Raw genomic sequence first — 21836 nt, forward strand, 5'->3', positions numbered from 1 at the left:
ACGTCGTCCGCGGTCCTACGGTGACCGACGAGGGGGAGGGGGTGGGCCGCGCCGTGGCCGACGGGCAGGGGCTGCGCTTCCGGGATCTCGGCGCGGTCGAGGTCGACGCGGACGGCGTCGTCCGGGCGCCGGGCGGCGGGGTGCTGCGGCGCCTGCTCGCGCGACTGCTCGTCGACGTGGGTCGACGGGTCGACCCGGACGCGCTCGCCGAGGCCGCGTGGGACGACGGACGGCTCCGAGCAGCGTCGACGCTCGAATCCCACCTGTGGCGGGTGCGCCGCTTCCTCGAACCGGACCGCCCGCGGGGCGACGGCCCCGGGCTGCTCGTCGCGGACGCCGGCGGGTACCGGCTGACGCCCGCTCGGGGGCAGGTCGACTCGCTGCGCTTCGCGGACCTGATCCGCGAGGCGGAGGACCTCCTCCCGACGAGCCCGCGGACGGCGGTCGACCGGGCGACGGAGGCCCGGGCGCTGTGGCGCGGGCGTCCGTACGGCCCGTGCAGCGACGAGGCGTGGGCGCTCCCGGCCGTCGCGCGGCTCGAGGAGCTGCACGACCAGCTGCTCGACACCCTCGTCGGGGCGTTGCTGGCCGCCGGCCACCCCGACCGCGCGCTCGTCGAGCTGGAGCCCGTCCTCGCCGGCGCCCCGCTGCGGGAACGGCCCTGGGAGTACTACGTGCTCGCGGCGGCCAGGGCCGGCCGGGTCGACGAGGCACTCGGCGGGTATCGCCGCTTCGAGCGCCTGTTCCGCACGGAGCTGGGCGTCGACCCGAGCGAGCGGATGTGCACCCTGCACGCCGGCGTGCTCTCCGGCGACCTCGCCCCCCGGGCACGCGTCGACCTCGCCGCACCGGCGACCTCACCGCGCGACGTCCACCTGCCCCGCGAGCGAGCCCGCCTCGTCGGACGCGACGCCGACGTCGCGGGCGTCGTCGCGAGCCTGCAGCGACCGGGGCTGCACACGCTCGTGGGCGGCGCGGGCTGCGGCAAGACCGCGACGGCGGTGGCGGCCGCGCACCGGGCCGCGTCCGGCTTCGTCGACGGCGTCTGGTTCGTCGATCTCACGTCCGCCCTCGACGACACCGACGTCGCCCCCACGGTGTCCTCCACGCTCGGTCTCGCCGGGGACGGCGGCGCGATCGGGGCGGTCGCCGGGTTCGCCGCCCGGCGCCGGATGCTCCTGGTGCTCGACAACTGCGAGCACGTCCTCGACGGGGCCGCGGAGCTCGTCGAGCACCTGCTCACCGCCGCGGACGGCCTCACCGTGCTGGCTACGAGCCGCGAACCCCTCGAGGTCGCCGACGAGACCGTGGTCGACCTGCGTCCCCTCCCGCCGGGCCCGGCGGTCGAGCTGTTCACCGAACGTCTCGCCCAGGCCCGCGGCGGCACCGCGCCGAGCGACGACGAGGCGACGCTCGCCACCACCGTCTGCGCCGCCGTGGACGGGGTGCCGCTGGCCATCGAGCTGGCCGCCGCCCGCGGCCGGGCCTTCGCGGTGGCCGAGATCGCCGAGCAGGTCCGCGCCGACCCGAGCGCCCTCGCCCGGGTCGGCCGGGGGCGTCGCGGCCAGCAGACCGTCCGGGCCGCCGTCGACCGCAGCGTCCGGCTACTCGGGCCGGTCGAGCAGGAGCTGCACACGGCGATGTCCGTCGTGCCCGGCCCGATGACCGCCCGGATGGCCGCCGCGCTGGTCGACCGGCCGCCGGCCGAGGTCGACGCCCTGCTCGCGAGCCTCGTGCACCGCTCGCTCGTCGTGGCCGAGGGCCCGCTCCGCCCGGGCGGCCCCTCGCGCTTCGCCCAGCTCGCGATCGTCCGGGGCCACGGAGCGCACCAGCTCGACACGGACGACGCGGAGCGGATCGCCGACCGGCGCGACGGGGCCGTCGTGTCCCGCGTCGTCGCGCGCCCCCGGCTGGGCGCCCGGGGTGACCGGGCGTTCCAGGACGCCCTCGACGACGACCTCCCCGCGGTCCGGGCCACTCTGCACCGCACCCTCATCGACCGTCCGTCCTGGGGCGGCCCGACCCTCGCCGCCGGGCTGGGCATGTACTGGTACTACCGCGGGATGCTCCTCGAGGGCGGCCGCTGGATCGGCCTGGCCTTCCGGCACCGTGCGCTCGCCCGGCCCGTCGACGACGCCGTCCTGGCGTCGGCGGGGGTCGCCCTCGGCGTGATGTCGGGGGATCTGGACACGGCCCGCTCCCACCTGGACGCGCTGTGCCGGCTCGCCGACGGCCTCGAGGGCGAGGACCTGCTCCACGTCGGCGACGAGTTCACCGGGCTGGCACCGCCGGCCCTCCCGACCGCGGACCGCGCCCTGCTCGGGACGCTGGCCGACCGGGCCCGCGACGTCGCGGTCCGCACCGGCGACCCGACGTCGAGGCTGATGGCCCGCGCCGCGGCGCTCAAGGCCCACCCCTTGGAGCCGGTGGACCAGCTGGCGGAGGCGGCGGCGGTCCACGCGGCGGCGCTCGACCGCGACCACCACTACCTGGCGTGGATGGCCGCCTCCGACGCGATGCGGGCGTGTCTGGCGGAGGCCGACGTCGACGGCGCCTTCGCGTGGTCGGTCCGTGCGCTGGAGGGCGCGCTCGCCCTCGGGGCACGGGAGAGCCCCGCGCTGATGGAGCTGCACGGCACGCTGCACGCCCGCCGCGGTGAGGACGAGGCCGCGGTCCGGGTGCTGTCCGGCGCCCGCACCCAGAACCGGCGGGCCGGGATGCGCTGGCCCACCCGTCCGGAGACCGTCGCGGTGCTGGACGAGGTCGCCGCCCGGCTCGGCCCGGAGGCCTACGACCGGGCCTGGCGGGAGGGCAGCGACCTGCACCTCGCCGACCTGCACCTCCCGGACCCCCCGGCCGTGCCCGCCCCGCGGTCGGCCTCCTGACCCGCTCCGGAGCCGGTTGGAACGACATTGGAACGGACCCGGCGAGGGTGGTCGTACCGGTCGCCCGCAGGGGGCGGTCCGTCCGAAGGGCCAGGACATGGCGGTCGAGCAGCTTCTCCCCGGGCTTCCTGCCCCCCACCCGCACGCAGTCGGCACACGCCCGGCCCCGGTCGGGCCCGACGTGCACCTCACCGGCCCGTTCGCGCCGGTCGTCGCCGAGGTCGACGTCGCCGACCTGAGGGTCGAGGGTGAGCTGCCGGCCGACCTGGACGGGTCCTACGTCCGCAACGGCCCGAACCCCCGGTTCTCCCCCCTGGGGTCCTACGTCTTCCCGCTCGACGGCGACGGGATGCTGCACCGCGTCACCCTCGGCGGCGGGCAGGCACGGTACGACAACCGCTTCGTCCGCACCCCGATGGTCGTGGCCGAGGAGCGGGCGGGACATGCGATCTGGCCCGCCGGCCCGATGTCGGACTACCGGCCGGGTACCGACGAGGTCGGGCCGGAGCTGGCCGGGACGAGCCGCGAGCTGCCCGACATCAACGTCGTGCGCCACCACGGTCGCCTGCTCGCCCTCGCCGAGTGCGACCGGCCCTACCGGATGGGGCCCGAACTCGAGACGCTCGGGTACGAGACGTTCGGCGGGGCGCTGCCGGCCGGCATCTGCGCCCACCCCAAGATCGACCCGCGGACCGGGGAGATGCTCGCGTTCTCCTACCACTCCGGCCCGCCGTTCCTGACCTGGACGACGATCGCCCCCGACGGAACGGCGACGCCGCCGCGGGCGGTGCCCGGTCTCGACCGCGCGAGCATGATCCACGACATGGCGATCACGGCCCGCTACGTCGTGCTGGTCGTGTCGCCCCTGTACTTCGACGTCGCGGCCGCCCGCGACGGTGGATCGATGCTGGCGTGGCACCCCGAGGACGGGACCCGCATCGCCCTGGTACCGCGGGACGGATCGGCCGTGCGCTGGTGTGCCGACGAGACCTTCTGGCTCTGGCACACGGTCAACGCCCACGACGACGGGGAGCAGGTCGTCCTGGACTACGTCGAGTGGGCCCGGCCGAGCGGTCTCGCGCCCGGTCCTCCCGCGGACCCCCACCTGACCCGCGCCGTGATCGATCCCGTTCGGGGGCAGGTCCGACGTCGCCCGCTCGTGGACGACCTCACCGTCGAGTTCCCCCGGATCGACGACCGCCGGCTCGGGACCGGGTACGCCGTCGCGGCGACGGTCACCCGCACCGGACGCGACCTCCCGCACCCCGGGTGCTGGGACGCCCTGGCCTTCCACGACGTCCGCAGCGGCGACGTCCGCCGGTGGACGCCCGCCGACCTCGCGCTCGGCGAGCCCGTGTTCGCCCCCGATCCCCGGAGCAGCGACGACGGCGACGACGACGCCGGCTGGTGGCTGGTGCTGGGCAGCAGCTTCAGCAGCGGGACGAGCAGCCTGTTCGTGCTGCCGGCCGCCGACCCGGCCGCCGGACCCGTCGCGACCGTCCGGCTGCCCGTGCGCGTGCCGCTGGGGCTGCACGGCAGCTGGCTGCCGAGCTGAGCTGCGCCGCTCAGAGGGCCGCGAGGTCGACGAGGGTGAGGTCCCCACCGGAGCGCCAGGCGCGGTCGAAGACGGCCGCGCCCAGGCGGCGTGCCGCGCCCTCGAGGACCGTCGTGCTCTCGGCGAGGAACGGCCAACGCATCCCGTTGCGCTCGTTCTGCGCCCGCGCCCCGGCGAGGGCCCGGACCGCCGCGGCGTCGTCCCCGCGCCGCGCGCACAGCACGGCGTGCTGCTCCATCTCCGGTTGGGCCTGCCGGCTCCCGAGCGCGAGATGGTGGCCGATGCCGCGGCGGGACCACCGGAGCGCCTCGTCGAGGTCCTCGGCGGCCTCCGCCGCGTGTCCCCCGAGGATGGCCACCATCCAGCCGATCTCCCGGTTGTCGACCCGCTCGGCCTCGGTGTGCACGGCCTCGGCCGCGGCGAGCCGCAGCGCCGGGTCGGGATCCGGGGACACCGCCAGCGCGACGAGGCGGGTCTGCAGCGTCGTGATGGGGTCACCGGACCGCTGCGCGACCTCGCCGAGGCGCCCGGCGAGGCGGCGCCGGACCTCGTCCGCCGGGAGGCGGATCGTCGCCCACAGCGTCCCGACGAGGATGTCGCCGACGTGCAGCAGGTCGGTGCCCGACAGCTCGTCCACCGCGGCGCACAGCGCGTCGAGGTGCGGCTGTGCCCCGTCGAGATCGCCCGCGAAGAGCCGTCCGCGGGCGGCGGCCGCGTGCAGGTGCGCGGCGTCCACCGGTCGGGCGAGCGCCAGGTGGCCGAAGGCGAGCCGCACCCAGCGGGCCGCCTCGAGCAGCATCCCGCGGTAGTACCAGTAGTTGCCGAGGGCTCCGGCCAGCGCCGGGCCCCGCCACGAGGGCATCCCGACGAGGCTGCGCTGCAGCGTGGCCCGGACGGCGGGCAGGTCGTCGTCCAGCGACTCCCGGAAGTCGCGCAGCGCGGGGGATCCGACGCGCGGGCGGGCCGCGATCCACCGGGTCACCGACTCGTCGCGCCGCTCCGCGACGCGCTCCGCGTCGACGTCGCCGAGCTCGTGGGCGCCGTGGCCCCGGACGATCGCCAGCTGCGCGAAGCGGGACGGCCCCCCGGGACGCGTGATCGGGGCGGGGACGAGCAGCGAGCGGTGGACGAGCCCGGCGAGCGCGGTCTGGACCTCGACGCGAGGGGCGTCGACCAGGGCGGCCGCCGTCGCGACCGTCATCGGGCCCGGGACCGCGGACATCGCGGCGTGCAGGTCCCGTTCCCCGGCGGGCAGCAGCCGCACACTGCGGTCCACCGCGGCCCGGACCCCCCGGTGCCCGCCCCGCCGGCCGACCCGGGCGAGGGCGCTCGGGTCCTCGCGGACCTGGGCGTGGATCTCGGCGAGGCTGAACGCGCGACCGCGGGCGGCGGCCAGCTCGATGGCGAGCGGCACCCCGTCCACCGCCGCGCAGATCGCGCTCGCGGTCACGAGGTCGTCGGCCCCGAGCCTGCCGTCGGACCCGGTCTCCGCGTACCGCTCCAGGAACAGCTCGACGGCGGGCGCCGACGTCTGCCCGACCGCGAGGGGGACGACGTCGACCCGGACCTCGGACGCCACCTCGAGCGGCTCGCGGCTGGTCGCCAGGACTGCCGTGGCGCCGTCGGGCAGGTCGAGGCCCTCGACGAGGTCGGCGACGGCGTCGAGCACGTGCTCGCAGTTGTCCAGGACCAGCAGCATCCGGCGGGTCGCCACGAAGGACCGCACCGCCTCGACCGCGCTGCCACCCGCGAGCCCGAGGGTGGAGGTCACCGCCGTCCCCACCTGGTCGGCGTCGAGGGCGGAGGTCAGGTCCACGAACCGGACGCCGTCGGGGAACCGGTCCGCGAGCCGTTCCGCCGCGGCCACGGCCAGCGTCGTCTTCCCGCACCCGGCTCCTCCGACGAGGGTCGTCGTCGCGTGGCGGGGGATGCGGTCGACCAAGGCCGCGAGCTCGGTGTCCCGCCCGACGAGGCGGCCCCGGCGGGGCGGGAGGACCACGGTCGGCGCCGGCCGCCTGGCGGCCTCCGGCGGCGTCGCGGGCACGACCGCCGCGACCGACGCGACCGCCGCGGGCGCGGTCCGGCCGCCCCCGAGGAGCTGTCGGTGGATCTCCTGGAGCCCGGGCCCCGGCTCGACCCCGAGTTCGTCGCGGAAGAGCCGATCGGCGCGCCGGTAGGCCGCGAGGGCGTCCTCGATCCGCCCGACGGCGCCGGTGGCCCGCAGGTACTGCTCCCACGGCCGGTCGCGCAGCGGGGCCTCGGCGATCACCGGGCCCAGCTCCGCGAGGGCGGCCTCGGGCCGGCCCGCGGCGAGGTAGCCGTCGACCAGGGTCTCCGTGAGCTGCCGTCCCCGTTCCTCCAGGCCGGCGGCGGCCGCCTCCGCCCAGGGCTCGTCCGTGTACGGTGCGTAGGGCCGGCCCCGCCACAGCGACCGCGCCCGCTCCGCCTGCCCCACCGCCCCCGGGGCGTCGCCCGCGGCGAGGCGCTCGGTGGCCTCCCGGGCCGCCCGGGTGAACACCACCGAGTCCACCCGGTCCGGGTCCACCACGAGCCGGTACCCCTTGCCGCCCTCGGCGACCAGCCACCGCGACGGACGCCCCCGACCGCGGCCCGGCTCGAGGAATCCGCGCAGGCGGTGCAGGTGCGACTCCAGGGTCGACACCGCCCGGCCCCCGGCCCGATCGCCCCAGACCGCCTCGACCAGCTCGGAGATCTCCACGCGACGACCGGCGTCGACGAGCAGCCGCGCGAGGAGCCGGGTCAGGATCGCCCCGCCCGGCGTCGCGTCCACGCCGTCCCGCTCGAGGGCCACCGCCCCGAGGTCGCGGAACCGCGGTGCCCCGCCCCCGGCCTCGTCCACGCGTCCGATTGTGCCCTGGTGGTCCGGTCCCGGACGTACATACAGTGACCGGATTCGGCCGGAACCGCCCGGAAGGGGCTGGAGTGGACTCGACAGTGTTCTCGGTCGTCCTCCCGATCGTCCTCGCCCTGGTGATGTTCGGGCTCGGCCTCTCGCTCACCGTCGCGGACTTCGCGCGCGTGCTCACCGCGCCGCGGGCGGTCGCCGTCGCCCTGTTCTGCCAGATCGTGCTGCTCCCCGCGGTGTGTCTCGGCCTCGTGCTGGCGCTCGGTCTGTCCCCGGAGCTCGCGGTCGGGATGATGGTCCTCGCGGCCGCGCCCGGCGGGGCCATGGCGAACGTGTTCAGCCACCTCGCGGGCGGCGACGTCGCCTTCAACATCACCCTGACCGCGGTCAACTCCCTGCTCTCGATCCTGACGCTGCCGTTGGTCACCGTCGCCGCCCTGCGCTTCTTCGCCGGTGGCGAGGCCGCCCTCGTCCTGCAGCCCGGCAAGCTCGTCCAGGTCCTGCTCGTGGTGCTCCTGCCCGCTGCCGGGGGGATGCTCGTCCGGCGGGCCCGGCCCCACCTCGCCGCGCGCCTGGACCGCCCGGTCCGCGTCGCCTCGGTGGTGGCCGTGTTCCTCGCGATCGTGGCCGCGATCCTGCCGAGCCTGAACGGCTTCCTGGCGGGGCTGGCCGCGGTCGGCGTGGTCTGCGTGCTGTTCAGCGCCGCGAGCCTGACCCTCGGCTACCTGATCCCCCGCCTCCTGCGGGTCGCCCCCCGCCAGGCCGTCGCCGCCTCGATGGAGATCGGCATCCACAACGCCGTCCTGGCCATCACCGTCACCGTCACGGTGCTCGGGATGCCCCGGGCCGCCATCGCGCCCGCCATGTACGGGGCGATCATGTTCTTCCCGGCCGCCCTCGCCGCGCGCATCCTGGCGCGGCGGCTAAGGGCCACCTCGGCGGCCGTGCCGGCCTCGTCCTGATCAGCCGCCGGCCGGGCCCGGCGCGAGGGGGCCCGCGGCGGCGACGCCGGCCCGCATCCCGTCCGCCGCGGGCGAGCCCGCCCGCAGGAACACCGGCGGCTCGCCGAGCGGGCCCGGAACCTCCGTCCACCGGCCACCGGGGGCGGCGATCAGCGGCCGGGTGAGGATGCCCTTGATCCAGGTCCGCGCCGCCGGGTTGGAGAGATCGACGAGCCCGGCGCCGAACCCCGGCGTTCGGGATCGCCACCGGCGCGCCCGAGGCGGAGCGCACGAGATAGCCGTTCGCGAGGGCCTCGCGGTAGAGCTGGTCGTGGCCGGGCTGGTCGGCGAGGAAGGGGTTGACGTAGACGAGCATGCGGGCCCCACGCCGCGCGGCCAGCTCGCCGAGCAGGGCCGGCCAGCCGGGGTAGAGCGTCGTGTCGAGCTGCCAGTCCCACCACAGCTGACGACCGGCCGGGGTGGTGCGCTCGCCGACCCAGTCCTGGATCCACAGCGCGGCGAGGGGCACGTCCGCCGCGACGAGGGCGTCCAGCCGGGCCCGGGCCCGGTCGGTCCCGCCCTGCACCGCGACGACCGCCCCCTCGTGGAGCCAGTCGGGCAACGGCCGCATCCGGCCGGTGTAGGCGGTGTAGCTCTCGACCAGGCCGAGACGGGCGAAGCGGTCGGGGGCCTCGACGTCGACGAGGTGTCCGGCGCCCTCGACGGTGACCGCCCGGGCGTCCGGGATCCCGCGGCTCAGCATCGCGGTGTCCTCGGCGGTGACCAGCCGGTCCTCGGCGCCGCGGACGACGAGCGTGGGGGCGGCGATGTCGACGAGGCGGTCCCGGCCGTCGAACGCCTGCTGCGCGCGGTACTGCGCGAGCCAGCCCGCGGTCGGCTCGTCGTCCTCCGGCGCGGTCAGCCAGGCGGCGTTCGCCGGGTCCGCGAGGAAGTCGACGGAGAACAACCACGGACACACCAGGGGGAAGACCGGGCGCAGGGTCCCGCCGGCGACGACGACGTCCCGGACCGCGTCGAGGAACATCCGCGCCTGCGGGTTCATGACGGCGTAGGTCGAGGCGAGGACGAGCCGGTCGACGCGGCCCGGGTGCCCGGTCGCGAGAGCCTGGGCGACGAGGCCGCCCATCGAGAACCCGACGACGTGCGTCCGGGCCACGCCGGCCACGTCGAGGACGTCCCGCACGGCGTCCGCGAACCCCTCGATCGTCGCCGGCCCGTCCGGGACCGGCGACGATCCCGATCCGGGGAGGTCGACGGTCAGGACGCGGAACTCCGCGGCCCAGCGCGCGGCCCCGGCGGTCCAGAAGCCCGCATCCCCGCCGAGACCGTGCAGCAGCACCACGGGCGGGCCGTCGCCGGTCTCGCTCCACTCCAACGCCGTCACCGCGGGTCGGCCGGGACGGTGTCGTCGAGCCAGTCGAGGATGCGCTCGCCGCGGAGGGCGGGCGCGAGGGGTTCGCAGTGCCGGTCGGCCCCCTCCGCCGCGGTGAAGGGCAGCACGGTCACCGGGCAGGTCAGGGACCGGGCGAGCTCCGCCGACTGTCCGGGCCAGAACTGCTCGTGCTCCGGGTCGGTGATCAGCATCGGGCAGCGGATGCCGGCGAGGTCCTCGGGCGTCAGCCGGTACTGCTGGGACGCGGTGAAGAAGTCGTAGTACGAGTCGACGCCGTACGGCCGCATGCGCCAGGCCAGCGTCGTCGACAGGTTGCCGCGGGAGAACCGCAGACCCCAGGCCATCTCCTGGTCGAACTTCTCCTTGTCGCCGGCGTCGAGGGTCCTGCGGAGGAAACCGGGCAGGTTCGCGAGCGCGGCGGTGGAGACGTCGACGACGCCGGGGTCGGCGACCGCCGCGACGACCCGGTGCTCGTGCGCGACGGCGCGCGGCACCCAGAAGCCGCCCTGGCTCAGCCCCAGCACCGCGATCCGGTCGCCGTCGACGTCGTCGCGGGTGCTCACGTGGTCGATGAGCGGGGTGAGCACGGCCTCCCAGTCCGGGCGGAACGGGATGCCCTGGCGGACGAGGGCGGCGTTCTGGCCGGGGCCGTCGACGGTGACGACGGTCCAGCCCCGGGCGAGGGCGTCGGCGGCGCCGTCGGTCCAGGCGCTGACCACCGGGCCGTCGCTGCCGTTGACGAAGACCAGCGTGCGGCGGGCGCCCGCCCCGGGCCGGGTGAAGACGTAGCCGGGCAGGGTCGTGTCCTCGTAGGGCACCGTGATGCGCTCGATCGCGATGTCGCCGATCGCGGTGGTGAGGTCGCAGAAGCGGTCCCAGGCGTCGCGGTGGTGCTCCCAGAGGCCGGTGAAGACCTCGGTGGTGTCCGCGGAGTCCGTGGCCCGGGAGTAGTAGTTCGCGGCGCGCAGCCAGCGGGCGGCCGCGCTCCTATGGTGGCCGGTGGCCTCGGCGGCGCGGGCCTCGTCGGCCACGCGGTCGGCCGTGGCGGTCCACTCGGCGACCCACGCCTCGGGCCTGCCGTCGGGGATGCGGGCGATGGTGCGCAGGACGTCCCCCGGTTCCGCGGCGCCGTGGCGGACCCCGCCGAGGGTGACCTCGACGGCGAACTGGAAGCCGTCGTCGGAGAAGAAGGGGCGTCGGGCCGTCGCGTGGCTGAACATCCGGGGCTCGTCTCAGGTCGGGGTGGGAGGGTGGTCAGCGGTAGTTCGCCTCGTGGCGCGGCGAGTGCTGCGGCGCCGGGGCGCCGCCGGCGACGCGCTGGCTGTAGCGGACCGTGGCGAGGACCAGCAGGCCCGGGATGACCCAGTTCAGGATCAGGTCGCCGGGACGCTGGGTGAGGTAGCCGGCGGACTCGGCGGCGTTCGCGGCGAGGGCGCCGGCGATCAGGTGACCGACGGCCATGACGGCGATCGTGCCGCCCCAGGCGGCGCTGATCCGGCGGTTGATCGCGTGGAAGGTCGGGGTGTCCCAGTACTGCCGCGGGGTGGACTCGCGGGCGTACTGCTCGGTGAAGGGCCGGAACGGCAGCGTCACGAACACCAGGACCGCGAGGGCCAGGGCCGCGAGGCCGCGTCCGTAGAAGGCGAAGACCGCGTCGGAGGCGGGCTCGACCAGGGCGATCGCCCCGAAGACGGCGAAGACGCCGATCCCCGCGAGCTCGAGGAGCTTCGGCGACTCCCCGCGCCGCACCGTGCGGACGGTCAGGACCACGGCGACGACGAGGGCGAGCAGGGCGGCCATGCCGACCGCGCCCGGTCCGACGCGGGTGGCGATCAGGCTGAACGCGATCCAGGGCAGGAAACCGATGAGGATGCTCTTGGCGGACACGGTGACTCCTCGATGTTCCGCCGCCCCGGTCGGGCGGCGACGGCGACCACGGTCCGTCCCCTCCTTCCAATCCGGTTCCAACGCCGGCGGACCGGCGGTTGGAGAGACATTGCGGTGCCCCACGGCACGGTGGTGCCACGGGACGGAGCCTCCGTCCTGCGAGCACCGGAGCCGCCCCGTGGACACGATGAGCATCTGGACGTTCAACACCGCCGACGGCGCCGACAACGCGCTGCGGACGGTCGAGCGGCTGCAGCTGCGCGGGGTCATCGCCGTCGCCGACGCCGCCGTGGTCGCCTGGGCGCCCGGGTCGCCGCGGCCGCGCACCTACCAGGTCGGCTCCGTCGAGGGCACGGCCGCGCTGTCCGGCGCGTTCTGGGGCCTGGTGTTCGGCACCGTGTTCCTGCTGCCGATCACGGGCCGGGACGTCCCGGCCGGCGGGCTGCTCGACCACCTCGGGTTCTCCGACGCCCTGGTCGGCTCCCTGCGCGAGCGGGTGGTCGCCGGGCGCTCGGCCCTGTTCCTCGTCATCGGTCGGGCCACCGTGCCGGCGGTCGCGACCGCGCTCGCCGGGGACGACCCGGAGCACTGGGAGGCCGACGTGGCCCCCGAGCAGCGCGCCGGGTTGTGGCAGGTCTTCGCCGATGACCCGATGCTCCCCTGACCCCCACCCACCGACCCGGAAGGCGCAGACGATGACCGAGCCCACGACGACGACGGCGGACGCCCCGCCCGGACCCGAGGCCCGCTCCTCGGTCGAGCGGATCGTCTCCGCGTTGGAGGCCGCGGGCGACCGGGTGGTGCTCGAGCACCCCGACGGCGAGACCACCGGCGCGGCGCTGCTGGCGAGCATCCGCCGCTACGCGCGGGCGATGGACGGACTCGGGATCGGGACCGGCGACCTCGTCGCGCAGTACGGGCCGAACCGTCCCGAGGCACTGGCGGTGCGCTACGCGACCCACCTCGTCGGCGCGGCCGCGGTGTACCTGTCCGCCCCGCCCGGCGCCGACCGCCGCGCGCAGCAGCTCGCCCAGATCGACCCGCGCCTCGTCGTGGTCTTCCCGCAGACGGCGCACTGGCTGCCCGAGACCACGGCGCCGGTCGCCGCGGTCGGCGCGGTCGACGGCGTCCCACTGCGCCTCGACGAGCTCGCCGCGGACCTTCCCGACGACCCGTTCCCCTCCCGGGCCCGGCTCGGGGAGCTGGGCACGGTGCTGTCCTCGGGCGGCACGACCGGGATCCCGAAGGCCAGCATCCGCGACGGCGCGGCGTGGGCCGCCGCGGTGGCGACCCCGCCGCGGCCTGAGCGGCGCCAGCTCGCGTCCGGCGCCGAGGCCTACCTGACCCAGATCCTCGTCGCCCAGACGATCATCGGCGGCGGCACCGTGGTCCTGCGTGACGACTCCGACCCGGCCGCGCTGCTCGAGCAGATCGAGACCCAGCGCATCACCGACCTGTTCCTCGTCGAACCCCAGCTCGCAGCACTGATCGACCATCCCGACGTCGGGTCGCGCGACCTGTCGAGCCTGCGCACCCTGACCCACATCGGGGCCTCCGCGCCGCCCGCGCTGCGCCGCCGCGCGTACGAGCGGCTCGGCCCGGTGCTGCAGCACACCTACGGGGCCAGCGAGATGGGCATCGTCAGTGCCCTGCGCCCCGACGAGTACGACCCGACCGACCCGGAGCGCGCCACCAGCGCCGGTCGCATCCTGCCCGGCGTCGACGTCCGCTTGCGCGCCGCGGACGGCACCCTCGACCCGTCGTCGGGAAGCATCGAGGTCCGGTCTGCGGCGATGGCCCACGGCTACCGCAACCGCCCGCAGGAGCAGGCCGAGCACTTCGTCGACGGCTGGTACCGCACCGGCGACCTCGGCCGGCTCGGCGACGACGGCCACCTGCACATCCTCGGACGCGCGGCCGATTGCCGGGTCGTCGGCGGCTGGCTCGTCACCCCCACCGCCGTCGAGGACACCCTCATGCGTACTCCCTCGGTGCGGTACGCGGTGTGCGTCGTCGACGGCGACCGCCGCGTCATCGCGGCCCTGCCCTGGCCGGACGACGCGATCGACGCGCAGGCCTGCCGCGACGCCGTCGCGGCCGAGCACGGCGACGCGGTGGCGGACTCGCTCGTCGTCGTGCCGATGGCCGACCTCCCGCTCACCGAGCAGGGCAAGCCCGACCGTGCCGCGATCCTCGCCGCCGCCCCCGCCTGATCCCGACCCAGACCGTCGTCCGAGGAGAACCCCGTGCATCCCCGTGCCCTCGCCGCCACCCTGTGCCTGGCCGCGACCGTCGCCCTCACCGGCTGCTCCACCCAGCCCAGCGGCCCCGCCGCCGAGGACCTGGTCGACAACAGCAAGCCCTACTCGCTGACCCAGACCGTGCAGAACAACAGCACCATGGACCTCACCGTCCAGTCCGTCCGCGCCGACAACGGCGGCACCGTCACACCGGGCTGGCCCGCCGTGATCAGGGCCGGCACCTCCGGGACCTTCGCCGCCACCAACACCGGCAACGGCGTCCAGGTCTGGATCACCCTGCTCGGCACCGGCGGCCAGGTCGTCACCGTCGACACCGACGTCCATCGCGTCGACACCAACACCGGCACCGCGACGCTGAGCGGCTCGCAGACCCTGCTGAACATGGGCGCGATCTCCATCGGCGGCGGCGACAACCCGAGCGCCTCGTTCACCATCGACCCCTGCGCACCGAACGCCCGGTGCATCCCCGTCGCGCCGTTCGACGTCGGGCCGTAGCCGGACGTGCCACCGAACCGGACGTATCGTCGTGGGACGAGCGGACGACCCCGGTCGCCGCGGGAGGGAGGACGACCGTGCTGGCCGTGACCCTGGGAATCGTCGTCGTCGGACTCGTCATCGTCGCCGTCGCGACGGTGCGGCGCCGCCGCGGTGGCAACCCGCCCGCCCTCTCCTCCTACGAACCCGCCGAGGGATCCGCCGTCGGCCAGGTGCCCGGGTACATGCCGGGCATGCGCCGCAAGGTCGAACCCCACGACGAGACGGCGGCCGAACTCGTCGTGCCGCCCCGGGACCGCGGCATCGACCTGGACGCCAACCAGGTCCGCATCCGACGCGCCGACTGAGGACGACGCGCGCGGCCGACGATGGCGACCTGCTCCCACCGGGTGCGTGCAGACCGCCATCGACGCGGCGGGCGGCTGACGATCCGGCGTGTCAGACCAGGCGGCGGTCCGTCGCCCAGCGCGAGAGCTCGTGCCGGTTCGACGACTGCGTCTTGCGCAGCACGCTCGACACGTGGGTCTCGACCGTCTTCACCGAGATCACCAGCTCCGCCGCGATCTCCTTGTAGGCGTAGCCGCGGGCGAGCAGGCGCAGCACGTCGCGCTCGCGGCGGGTGAGCTGGTCGACCTCCGGGTCCACCGGCGGCGCGGCGCCCGGCCGGTCGGCGAACGCGTCGAGCACGAACCCCGCGAGGCGCGGGGAGAACACCGGGTCGCCGGCCTTCACCCGCACCACGGCGTCGGCGAGGTCGCGGCCCGAGATCGTCTTCGTGACGTAGCCGCGCGCGCCCGCCCGGATCACCGAGATGACGTCCTCGGCGGCGTCGGACACCGACAGCGCCAGGAACACCACGTCGGGGTACTCGGTCCGCGTCCGGGCGAGGACCGCCGCGCCGCCGCCGTCGGGCATGTGCACGTCGAGCAGCACGACGTCGGGCCGGTAGTGGCCGATCCCGGCGACGGCCTCGCCGACCGACCCGGCCTCGCCCACCACCGTGACGCCGCGGGCACCGGGGCCCTCGAGCTCCGCGCGCACCCCGCGGCGGAACAGGGCGTGGTCGTCGACGATGAACACCCGGGCGGTGTCCTCGGTCGGGCTGGTCATGCCACCTCACTCGGTCGTTCGGTCCGGGGCATCGTCAGCCCCACCTCGGTGCCCTCGCCCAGCGCGGTCCGCAGCCGCACCGTGCCGCCGTGGCGCTCGACCCGGGCGCGGACGGAGTCGGCGAGCCCGTGCCGGTCGTCGGGCACGGCGTCGGGCTCGAAGCCCTTGCCGCGGTCGCGGACGAAGACGCTGACCGTCCCGTCCTCGCACTCGGCGTACACGCTGATCTCGTCCACCCCGGCGTGCTTGGCCGCGTTGGTCATCGCCTCCCGCGCCGCGGCCACGAGCGCCGCGGTGCGCACGTCGAACGCGGCCTCCCCGACGATCACGGGGGCGACCGACACGGCGAAGGTGTCCTCGACCTCCCCGGCCGCCGCGCGGAGCGCCGTCCCGAAGCAGGTCGCCTCGGGCACGCCCTCGTCGTCCGACTCGCGGTAGAGCCAGTCCCGCAGCTCCCGTTCCTGACGACGGGCCAGGCGCCGGACCTCCCGCGCGGTCTCGTCCCCGGCGACCTCGGTGTGCCGCTGGATGAGCGCGAGCGTCTGGAGCACGGAGTCGTGCAGGTGCGCGGCGATCTCGGCGCGCTCCTCGCTGCGGATGCGCTCGCGCCGCTCCTCGGTCAGCTCGCGGGCCAGGCGCATCCACCACGGGACGGTGAGCACGACGACGCCGACGAACGTCGCGGTCGCCGCGAGCAGCCCGAACTGCACCGCACCGACGTCGGCGCTCCCGATGAGGAACGCCCCGATGCCGCCCGCGACGAGCAGGGCCCCGAGGATCGCCCGCAGGATCCCGCCCCGCCCCGCGACGAGCCTCGGACGACCCAGCCGGCCCGCGCCGCGCTTGCTGCCGTCGCTGTCGGCCTCCCGCCACACCACGGCCGCGCCGACCAGCGCGATCCCGAGCGGGCCGAGGATCCAGCCGGAGATCTGGTCGCCGACCGCGGAGAGCACCAGCCCGAGCGCCAGCCCGAGCGCGACCAGGCCGAACCCGCGCACCCGGTCGCGGTCGTCGACCTCCCGCTCGACCCCGACCGGCTCGATCGGGCAGCAGACCCACAACGCGCCGTACGCGAGCACGCCGGCGCCGCCGAGGGCGCAGAGCAGGGTGAACACGACGCGGACGCGCAGCACGGGCACACCGAGGTGCTCCGCGACGCCCCCGGCGACGCCCGCGACCACGGCACCGGTCCGGTGTCGGCGCACGCGCCGCTCGACGACGGCGGTCGTCGTCGGCTCCTCGGTCCGGGTCACGGGAGCCATCGTCACACGGCGCACGCCCCGCGAACCTCGGGTTCCCCGCCCCGGCGACCCCGAGAAATCCCGGGGTCGGTCGGGGTCGGTGACCGGGGTCGTCCCGGACGATCCGCGACCGGAGCGTCGGCAGGCTCGTGGACCATCACCACCGGCACGGAGAGGATGGGCCCATGAGCGGGGCTACCACCAAGGACGGGACGGACCTCGCCGCCGTCGCGCGAGCAGCCTGGGACACCCGGCCCGCGCGCCGACGTGAGGACGCGAAGATCGCCGGGGTCGCCGGCGCGGTCGCCCGACGCTACGACCTGGACCCGACGCTGGTGCGGGTCGCCGTCGTCGTCTGGGCGATCGTCGGCGGCGGGCTCCTGCTCTACCTGCTGGGCTGGCTGGTGCTGCCCGCGGACCCGGCGGACCCGCCGTCCCACGACCGGAGCGCCCACCGCGACCGGGGCAGCCCGGTCCTCCTGATCGTCATCACGGCCGTCGTCGGGATCGCGACCATCGGGAACGCCACCGACGGCCGGTGGGTCACGTTCGTCGCGCTCGTCCTCGCCGCGGTCACGCTCTACCTGCTGCACACCGCGCGTGCCGACCTCGGCGTCCCCGGCACCCCGGGCGTGCCGTCCGCCGCGGCCGTGACGGCCGACCTCGGGGAGCCCGTCGCCTGGGACGCGCTGGGCGCGGACCCGAAGGCGTGGGCCTACCCGGCCCCGACCCGTCGTCCGGAACCCGTCGGGCCCGTCGCGCGGGAGCCGCGGCGCCGCGGGGTGCTGACCCCGGTCACCCTCGCGCTGGCCCTGCTCGCCGCCGGCCTCGCCGCGGTCGGCGTCCTGCTCGGCGTCCCGGGCGTGACCGGCGTGTGGATCCCGGCCGCGGCGCTCGCCGTCGTCGGGCTGGGCCTGCTCGTCGCGGGCGTGCGCGGTCGCCCGCGCCGCGGACTCGTGTTCGTCGCGATCCCGCTGGTGCTCGCGACCGTGTTCGGCGCCTACGCCGCGACCCGTCCCGACGACAGCGACTTCGTCGGCGACCAGCGCGGCCTGGGCGACCTCGTCGCGACCCCGCTGACGACCGCCCAGGTCCTGCCCGGCTACCGCACCGGTTTCGGCGACGTCACCGTCGACCTGTCGCAGGTCGCCCCCGGCCCGCCGGTCCGCACCACCGTCGAGTCCGGCGCCGGCGACATCACGGTCACCGTCCCCGCGACCGCGGACGTGACCGTGACCTGCACCAACGGCGTGGGCGACGTCGACTGCCTCGGCCGGTCCGGCAACGCCGTGACGAGCCTGGTCGACCCCGGGCCGGACGGTCCGGGCGGGCAGGTCGTCGACCTGACCGTGCGCAACGGTGCGGGGGACCTGGCGGTGCGCCGTGGCTGAGTCCGGATTCGACCCGCGGGGCTGGGCGGCCCCGACCGACACGCCCACCGTCCACCCCGACGCCGAGCGGCCCGGCACGACGACCGCGCCCGCGCGGCGGGGCGCCGACCCGATCGCCCTGCTGGTCGGCCTCGTGTGCCTCGCGGTGGCGACGCTCGCGATGGTCAGCCCGGCCACCCTCGTGGCCGTCGACCCGCGCTGGGTGCTCGCCGGGGCCGCCGTCGTGATCGGGGGCGGCGCCCTCCTGACGACGGTCCGCCGCCGACGCTGACCGCGTGCCAGGGTGGGCCATGCGGATCGACCTGCACCTGCACGACGCGGCCGTCCTGACCCTCGACGGTGACGGCCCCGGCCGCCCCGCCCGCGGGTTGGCGATCCACGGCGGGCGGGTGCTGGCCGTGCTCGACGACGGGTCGCTCCCGGGCGGCTGGTCCGCGACGCGGACCGTCGGCTGCGGCGGCGCGACGGTGGTGCCGGGCTTCGGCGACGCCCACAACCACATGGCGTGGTTCGGACAGACCCTCGCCGAGATCGACCTGTCGGGGATGCGGACGCTCGACGAGGTCTACGCCGCGGTCGCGGAGCGGGCCGCGACGGCCGGTCCCGACGAGTTCGTGGTCGGGGCCGGCTACGACGACGTCGTGCTCGGCGGCTCCCCGCACCACGCCGCGCTCGACCGGGCCGCCGGCGGGCGACCGGTACGCCTGCAGCACCGCTCCGGGCACGTCTGCGCCGCGTCGACGGCGGCCCTGCGACGGGCCGGGATCCTCGGCGGGACGGCCGTCGTCCCCGAGGGCGGGAAGGTCGTGCTCGACGACGCGGGCGAGCCGACCGGCGTCGTCGAGGAGGCCGCGCAGCCGCTGATCGCCGACCTGATGCGGCCCTACGCCGTCGACGACGTCGCCACGGCCCTCGGCCGGGCCTCCCGCGTCTACGCCGAGCAGGGCCTCACCCACGTCACCGAGTGCGGGATCGCGGGCGGGTTCATGGGCCGGACCCCGCGCGAGCTCGCGGCCTACCAGGCGGCCCGCGACGAGGGCCTGCTCGCGCAGCGGGTGCAGGTGATGCCCGTGGACGCGGCCCTGCACGAGGTCGCCGGCGGCGAGGGCGTCGGGCTCGACCTCGGGATGCGCACCGGGTTCGGCGACGACCGCCTCCGGCTCGGCCCCATGAAGATCTTCTTCGACGGGGCGCTGAGCTCCCGCACGGCGGCGATGAGCGAGCCGTTCCACGACCGCGACCACGCGGGCTACTACCAGGACGACCCCGAGCACATGCACGCGATGGTCGTCGGTGCCCACCTCGCGGGCTGGACGGTCGCGGCGCACGCGATCGGCGACCGGGCCGTCGCCGCGGCCCTCGACGCGTTCGCCGACGCGCAGTCGCGGCTCCCCCGCCCGACCGTCCGGCACCGGATCGAACACGCGGGCGTGGTCACCGACGAGGGGGTCGAGCGCTTCGCCGCCCTCGGGATCACGCCGGTGCCGCAGGCCCGGTTCCTCCACGAGATCGGCGACTCCATGGTCGCCGCCGTCGGCGGGGAGCGTGCCGACCTGCTCTACCGGCACGCCGCGTTCCTGCGCGCCGGCGTCCGGGTCCCCGCCTCCTCGGACCGCCCCTGCGTCGCCGACGGCCACCCGCTGCGCACGATGCAGGCGATGGTGACCCGGCGCTCGTCGTCGGGTCGGCTGATCGGCCCCGACGAGCGCGTCGACCCGGTGACGGCCCTGCGCTCGCTCACCGTCGACACCGCGTGGATCGCCGGCGACGAGCACGTCCGCGGCTCCCTGACGCCGGGTCGCCACGCCGACCTCGTGGTGCTCGGCGACGACGTCACCGCGGTGGACCCGGACCGCATCGGCGGCGTCGAGGTCGTGGCCACCATGGTCGACGGCGAGTGGACGCACGGCGCTCTCTGACCTCCGCTGCCGCTCCCGCTCCCGCCCCCGGGTGGCAGGAAAGCGTCGTTGCTGTCATTTAATGGCAGGATCTCCCCGTCGTCGGTTCAGCGGACGCCGTCGACCGGGAGCGGTCCCCGGGAGAGCACCGTGCGGATCGCGAACGTCGACCGGGCGTCGACCACGGCGTCGATGGCGAGCACGTGGTCGAGCAGCAGCGACTCGTACGCCGCGAAGTCCGGGACGACCGCCTCCACGAGGAAGTCCGCCTCACCGCTCACCACGTGGCAGGCGATCACCGCCGGGATCGCGGTGAGCGCGTCCTCGATGCCGCGCGACGTCGCCCGCGAGTGCTGCGCCACGCGCAGCGAGATGAACACGGTCATCCCCAGTCCCGCCCGGGTCCGGTCGAGCTCGGCGCGGTAGCCGCTGATCAGCCCCGCCGCCTCGAGCGCCTTCGTCCGCCGCAGGCACGACGACGGCGAGAGCGAGACCCGCTCGGCGAGGTCGACGTTCGCGATGCGGCCCTCGCGCTGCAGGATCGTCAGGATGGCCCGGTCGGTCCTGTCGAATCCGTCGTCCGGCACGCGATGCAGGGTACGCCCGCTTTTCTGACGGATCGTTGCGCAAGATGGTCTCGATCGCGGCAGATTCGGCAGCGGATGCGCCGCGATCCGCGACATCGTTCGACGCATGGACGAGCTCACCACACCGCGGGCGGTCACGCTCTACGTCGGCGCCCTGCTCGGGCCCGGCGTCCTGCTCCTGCCCGGTCTCGCCGCCGAGGTGGCCGGACCGGCCTCGATCGTCGCCTGGGGCGGCCTGCTCGTGCTCTCGGGCCTGCTCGCGGCCGTCTTCGGCGCGCTGGGGCGGACGCATCCCGGACGGTCCGGCGCCGCCGGGTTCGCGGGGGCGGCGTTCGGCCCGCGGGCGGAACGGGCGGTCGCGGTCTGCTTCCTCGGCGGCGCCGTGCTCGGCGCGCCGGTGGTGTGCCTCATCGGCGCGTCCTACGCCGCCAGGCCCTTCGGCGGCGGCCCCGGCGTCACCACCGCCCTCGCCGCGGCCCTGCTCGTGCTCGTCGTGGCGTTGACCGCCTCGGGCGGCCGGTCGTCCGCCGGGGTGCAGCTGGGACTCGTCGGCGTCCTGGTCGCGCTCGTGGCCGTCGCCGTCGTCGCGGCGGCCCCGCACGCCCGGGCCGGGCACTGGACCCCGTTCGTCCCGCACGGCTGGGCCGCGGTCGGCGCCGCGAGTTCCGTCCTCATGCTCTCGTTCGTCGGCTGGGAGGCGGTCTCGCCGATGACGTCGCGCCTGCGCGATCCGCGCCGTCAGCTGCCCCGGGTGATCGCGGCGGCCTTCGCCGTCACCTCGGCGCTCTACCTGGCGCTGGCGGCAGCGACCGTCGGCGTGCTCGGCCCCGGCGCCGCCGGCCCGACCCCGGTCGCCGACCTGCTCCGCGTCGGCGTCGGGCCCGCCGGCGCGCTGGTCGCCGCCCTCGTCGCGGTGTGCCTCACGCTGGCCGCCACGAACGCCTACCTGACCGGGGCCGCCGCGATGACGACCGCCGTGTCCGGCCCGCGCCCGGCCCGCCGCCTCCCGCTCGGCGTCGGCGGCGTCGGCGTCGTGCTCCTGCTCGGCACCGGGCTCGGGTGGTGGAGCACGACGACGCTCGTCGCGATCCCGACCGTCCTCTTCCTCGCCGTCTACGTCGCCGCGACGGCGGCCGGGGCCCGGCTGCTCGCCGGACCGCTCCGCGTCGCCGCTGCCGTGGCGTGCGTGGCCGTCTCGGTCGTCCTGGCGTTCGCCGGGGCCGTGGCCGTGCTGCCGGTGCTCGTGGTCGCCGCCGTGGCCTCGGGCGGCCGCTCGCGGGCACCCGCGGCGGCCCGCCGCTGACA

The 21836-nt window shown here is 76.2% G+C and carries 18 protein-coding genes; 11 read left to right on the forward strand and 7 right to left on the reverse strand.

Annotated features, from left to right (window positions below):
- Nucleotides 1-20 precede the first annotated feature (20 nt).
- Together LN037_RS19720 and LN037_RS19725 are read left to right on the forward strand one after the other, a co-directional pair.
- Nucleotides 21-2885: an AfsR/SARP family transcriptional regulator gene (locus tag LN037_RS19720; RefSeq protein WP_230755816.1), complete on the forward strand. Its 2865-nt coding sequence runs from the start codon at nucleotides 21-23 to the stop codon at nucleotides 2883-2885.
- A 181-nt stretch (nucleotides 2886-3066) separates the two neighbouring features.
- Complete coding sequence (locus tag LN037_RS19725; RefSeq protein ID WP_230755818.1) at nucleotides 3067-4440, forward strand: carotenoid oxygenase family protein; 1374 nt, start codon at nucleotides 3067-3069, stop codon at nucleotides 4438-4440.
- Between the two features lie 10 nt (nucleotides 4441-4450).
- On the opposite strand, the gene LN037_RS19730 is transcribed toward LN037_RS19725, so the two are convergent.
- Nucleotides 4451-7300, reverse strand: a complete 2850-nt coding sequence (locus LN037_RS19730) for an AfsR/SARP family transcriptional regulator (protein WP_230755824.1) — start codon at nucleotides 7298-7300, stop codon at nucleotides 4451-4453.
- A gap of 83 nt (nucleotides 7301-7383) precedes the next feature.
- Here LN037_RS19730 and LN037_RS19735 point away from each other — a divergent pair, with 83 nt between their 5' ends.
- Nucleotides 7384-8268: a bile acid:sodium symporter family protein gene (locus LN037_RS19735; RefSeq protein WP_230755826.1), complete on the forward strand. Its 885-nt coding sequence runs from the start codon at nucleotides 7384-7386 to the stop codon at nucleotides 8266-8268.
- Here the strand turns inward: LN037_RS19735 and LN037_RS19740 are convergent.
- The 3 genes from LN037_RS19740 to LN037_RS19750 are packed head-to-tail and all read right to left on the reverse strand — an operon-like array spanning nucleotide 8183 to nucleotide 11548.
- Complete coding sequence (locus tag LN037_RS19740; protein ID WP_230755827.1) at nucleotides 8183-9652, reverse strand: alpha/beta fold hydrolase; 1470 nt, start codon at nucleotides 9650-9652, stop codon at nucleotides 8183-8185. The genes LN037_RS19735 and LN037_RS19740 overlap by 86 nt on opposite strands.
- Nucleotides 9649-10881 carry an alpha/beta hydrolase family protein gene (locus LN037_RS19745; protein ID WP_230755829.1) on the reverse strand — a complete coding sequence of 411 codons (1233 nt, stop codon included), beginning with the start codon at nucleotides 10879-10881 and terminating at the stop codon, nucleotides 9649-9651. The genes LN037_RS19740 and LN037_RS19745 overlap by 4 nt, the downstream gene beginning before the upstream one ends.
- 34 nt (nucleotides 10882-10915) lie before the next feature.
- Nucleotides 10916-11548 (reverse strand): hypothetical protein, encoded by a 633-nt coding sequence (locus tag LN037_RS19750; RefSeq protein WP_230755831.1) that lies wholly within the window; start codon nucleotides 11546-11548, stop codon nucleotides 10916-10918.
- 187 nt (nucleotides 11549-11735) lie between these two features.
- On the opposite strand from LN037_RS19750, the gene LN037_RS19755 reads away from it, so the two are divergent.
- The 4 genes from LN037_RS19755 (at nucleotide 11736) to LN037_RS19770 (ending at nucleotide 14651) form a co-directional block, all read left to right on the forward strand.
- On the forward strand, nucleotides 11736-12212 hold the full coding sequence (locus tag LN037_RS19755) for a DUF1269 domain-containing protein (RefSeq protein ID WP_230755833.1): 477 nt from the start codon (nucleotides 11736-11738) through the stop codon (nucleotides 12210-12212).
- Between the two features lie 31 nt (nucleotides 12213-12243).
- Complete coding sequence (locus LN037_RS19760; protein WP_230755835.1) at nucleotides 12244-13761, forward strand: class I adenylate-forming enzyme family protein; 1518 nt, start codon at nucleotides 12244-12246, stop codon at nucleotides 13759-13761.
- A 33-nt stretch (nucleotides 13762-13794) separates the two neighbouring features.
- Nucleotides 13795-14304: a hypothetical protein gene (locus LN037_RS19765; protein WP_230755837.1), complete on the forward strand. Its 510-nt coding sequence runs from the start codon at nucleotides 13795-13797 to the stop codon at nucleotides 14302-14304.
- An 86-nt stretch (nucleotides 14305-14390) separates the two neighbouring features.
- Nucleotides 14391-14651 (forward strand): hypothetical protein, encoded by a 261-nt coding sequence (locus LN037_RS19770; protein ID WP_230755839.1) that lies wholly within the window; start codon nucleotides 14391-14393, stop codon nucleotides 14649-14651.
- A gap of 91 nt (nucleotides 14652-14742) precedes the next feature.
- On the opposite strand, the gene LN037_RS19775 is transcribed toward LN037_RS19770, so the two are convergent.
- Together LN037_RS19775 and LN037_RS19780 are read right to left on the reverse strand one after the other, a co-directional pair.
- Nucleotides 14743-15414, reverse strand: a complete 672-nt coding sequence (locus tag LN037_RS19775; RefSeq protein ID WP_230755841.1) for a response regulator — start codon at nucleotides 15412-15414, stop codon at nucleotides 14743-14745.
- Complete coding sequence (locus tag LN037_RS19780) at nucleotides 15411-16667, reverse strand: PspC domain-containing protein (RefSeq protein ID WP_230755843.1); 1257 nt, start codon at nucleotides 16665-16667, stop codon at nucleotides 15411-15413. The genes LN037_RS19775 and LN037_RS19780 overlap by 4 nt, the downstream gene beginning before the upstream one ends.
- A 173-nt stretch (nucleotides 16668-16840) precedes the next feature.
- Between LN037_RS19780 and LN037_RS19785 the strand changes: the two genes are divergently transcribed.
- From LN037_RS19785 to LN037_RS19795, 3 genes are read left to right on the forward strand one after another with little or no spacing between them, the layout of a single operon-like run.
- Nucleotides 16841-18046: a PspC domain-containing protein gene (locus LN037_RS19785; RefSeq protein WP_230755845.1), complete on the forward strand. Its 1206-nt coding sequence runs from the start codon at nucleotides 16841-16843 to the stop codon at nucleotides 18044-18046.
- Nucleotides 18039-18317 carry a hypothetical protein gene (locus LN037_RS19790; protein WP_230755846.1) on the forward strand — a complete coding sequence of 93 codons (279 nt, stop codon included), beginning with the start codon at nucleotides 18039-18041 and terminating at the stop codon, nucleotides 18315-18317. The genes LN037_RS19785 and LN037_RS19790 overlap by 8 nt, the downstream gene beginning before the upstream one ends.
- A 19-nt stretch (nucleotides 18318-18336) precedes the next feature.
- Nucleotides 18337-19965, forward strand: a complete 1629-nt coding sequence (locus tag LN037_RS19795; protein ID WP_230755848.1) for an amidohydrolase — start codon at nucleotides 18337-18339, stop codon at nucleotides 19963-19965.
- A gap of 86 nt (nucleotides 19966-20051) precedes the next feature.
- On the opposite strand, the gene LN037_RS19800 is transcribed toward LN037_RS19795, so the two are convergent.
- Complete coding sequence (locus LN037_RS19800; RefSeq protein WP_230755850.1) at nucleotides 20052-20531, reverse strand: Lrp/AsnC family transcriptional regulator; 480 nt, start codon at nucleotides 20529-20531, stop codon at nucleotides 20052-20054.
- Between the two features lie 106 nt (nucleotides 20532-20637).
- On the opposite strand from LN037_RS19800, the gene LN037_RS19805 reads away from it, so the two are divergent.
- A complete protein-coding gene (locus tag LN037_RS19805) occupies nucleotides 20638-21834 on the forward strand; it encodes an amino acid permease (protein ID WP_230755851.1) in 1197 nt (398 codons plus the stop codon).
- The last annotated feature ends 2 nt before the right edge of the window (nucleotides 21835-21836 follow it).

Origin of the sequence: Actinomycetospora soli, from assembly GCF_021026295.1 — a bacterium.
Lineage (GTDB): Bacteria > Actinomycetota > Actinomycetes > Mycobacteriales > Pseudonocardiaceae > Actinomycetospora > Actinomycetospora soli.

What these genes read in the sequence shown, in the direction of transcription:
- LN037_RS19745 (WP_230755829.1), bottom strand. Translation starts at nt 10,881, where the DNA reads ATGTTCAGCCACGCGACGGCCCGACGCCCCTTCTTCTCCGACGACGGC.
- LN037_RS19755 (WP_230755833.1), top strand. Translation starts at nt 11,736, where the DNA reads ATGAGCATCTGGACGTTCAACACCGCCGACGGCGCCGACAACGCGCTG.
- LN037_RS19760 (WP_230755835.1), top strand. Translation starts at nt 12,244, where the DNA reads ATGACCGAGCCCACGACGACGACGGCGGACGCCCCGCCCGGACCCGAG.
- LN037_RS19775 (WP_230755841.1), bottom strand. Translation starts at nt 15,414, where the DNA reads ATGACCAGCCCGACCGAGGACACCGCCCGGGTGTTCATCGTCGACGAC.
- LN037_RS19785 (WP_230755845.1), top strand. Translation starts at nt 16,841, where the DNA reads ATGAGCGGGGCTACCACCAAGGACGGGACGGACCTCGCCGCCGTCGCG.
- LN037_RS19795 (WP_230755848.1), top strand. Translation starts at nt 18,337, where the DNA reads ATGCGGATCGACCTGCACCTGCACGACGCGGCCGTCCTGACCCTCGAC.
- LN037_RS19805 (WP_230755851.1), top strand. Translation starts at nt 20,638, where the DNA reads ATGGACGAGCTCACCACACCGCGGGCGGTCACGCTCTACGTCGGCGCC.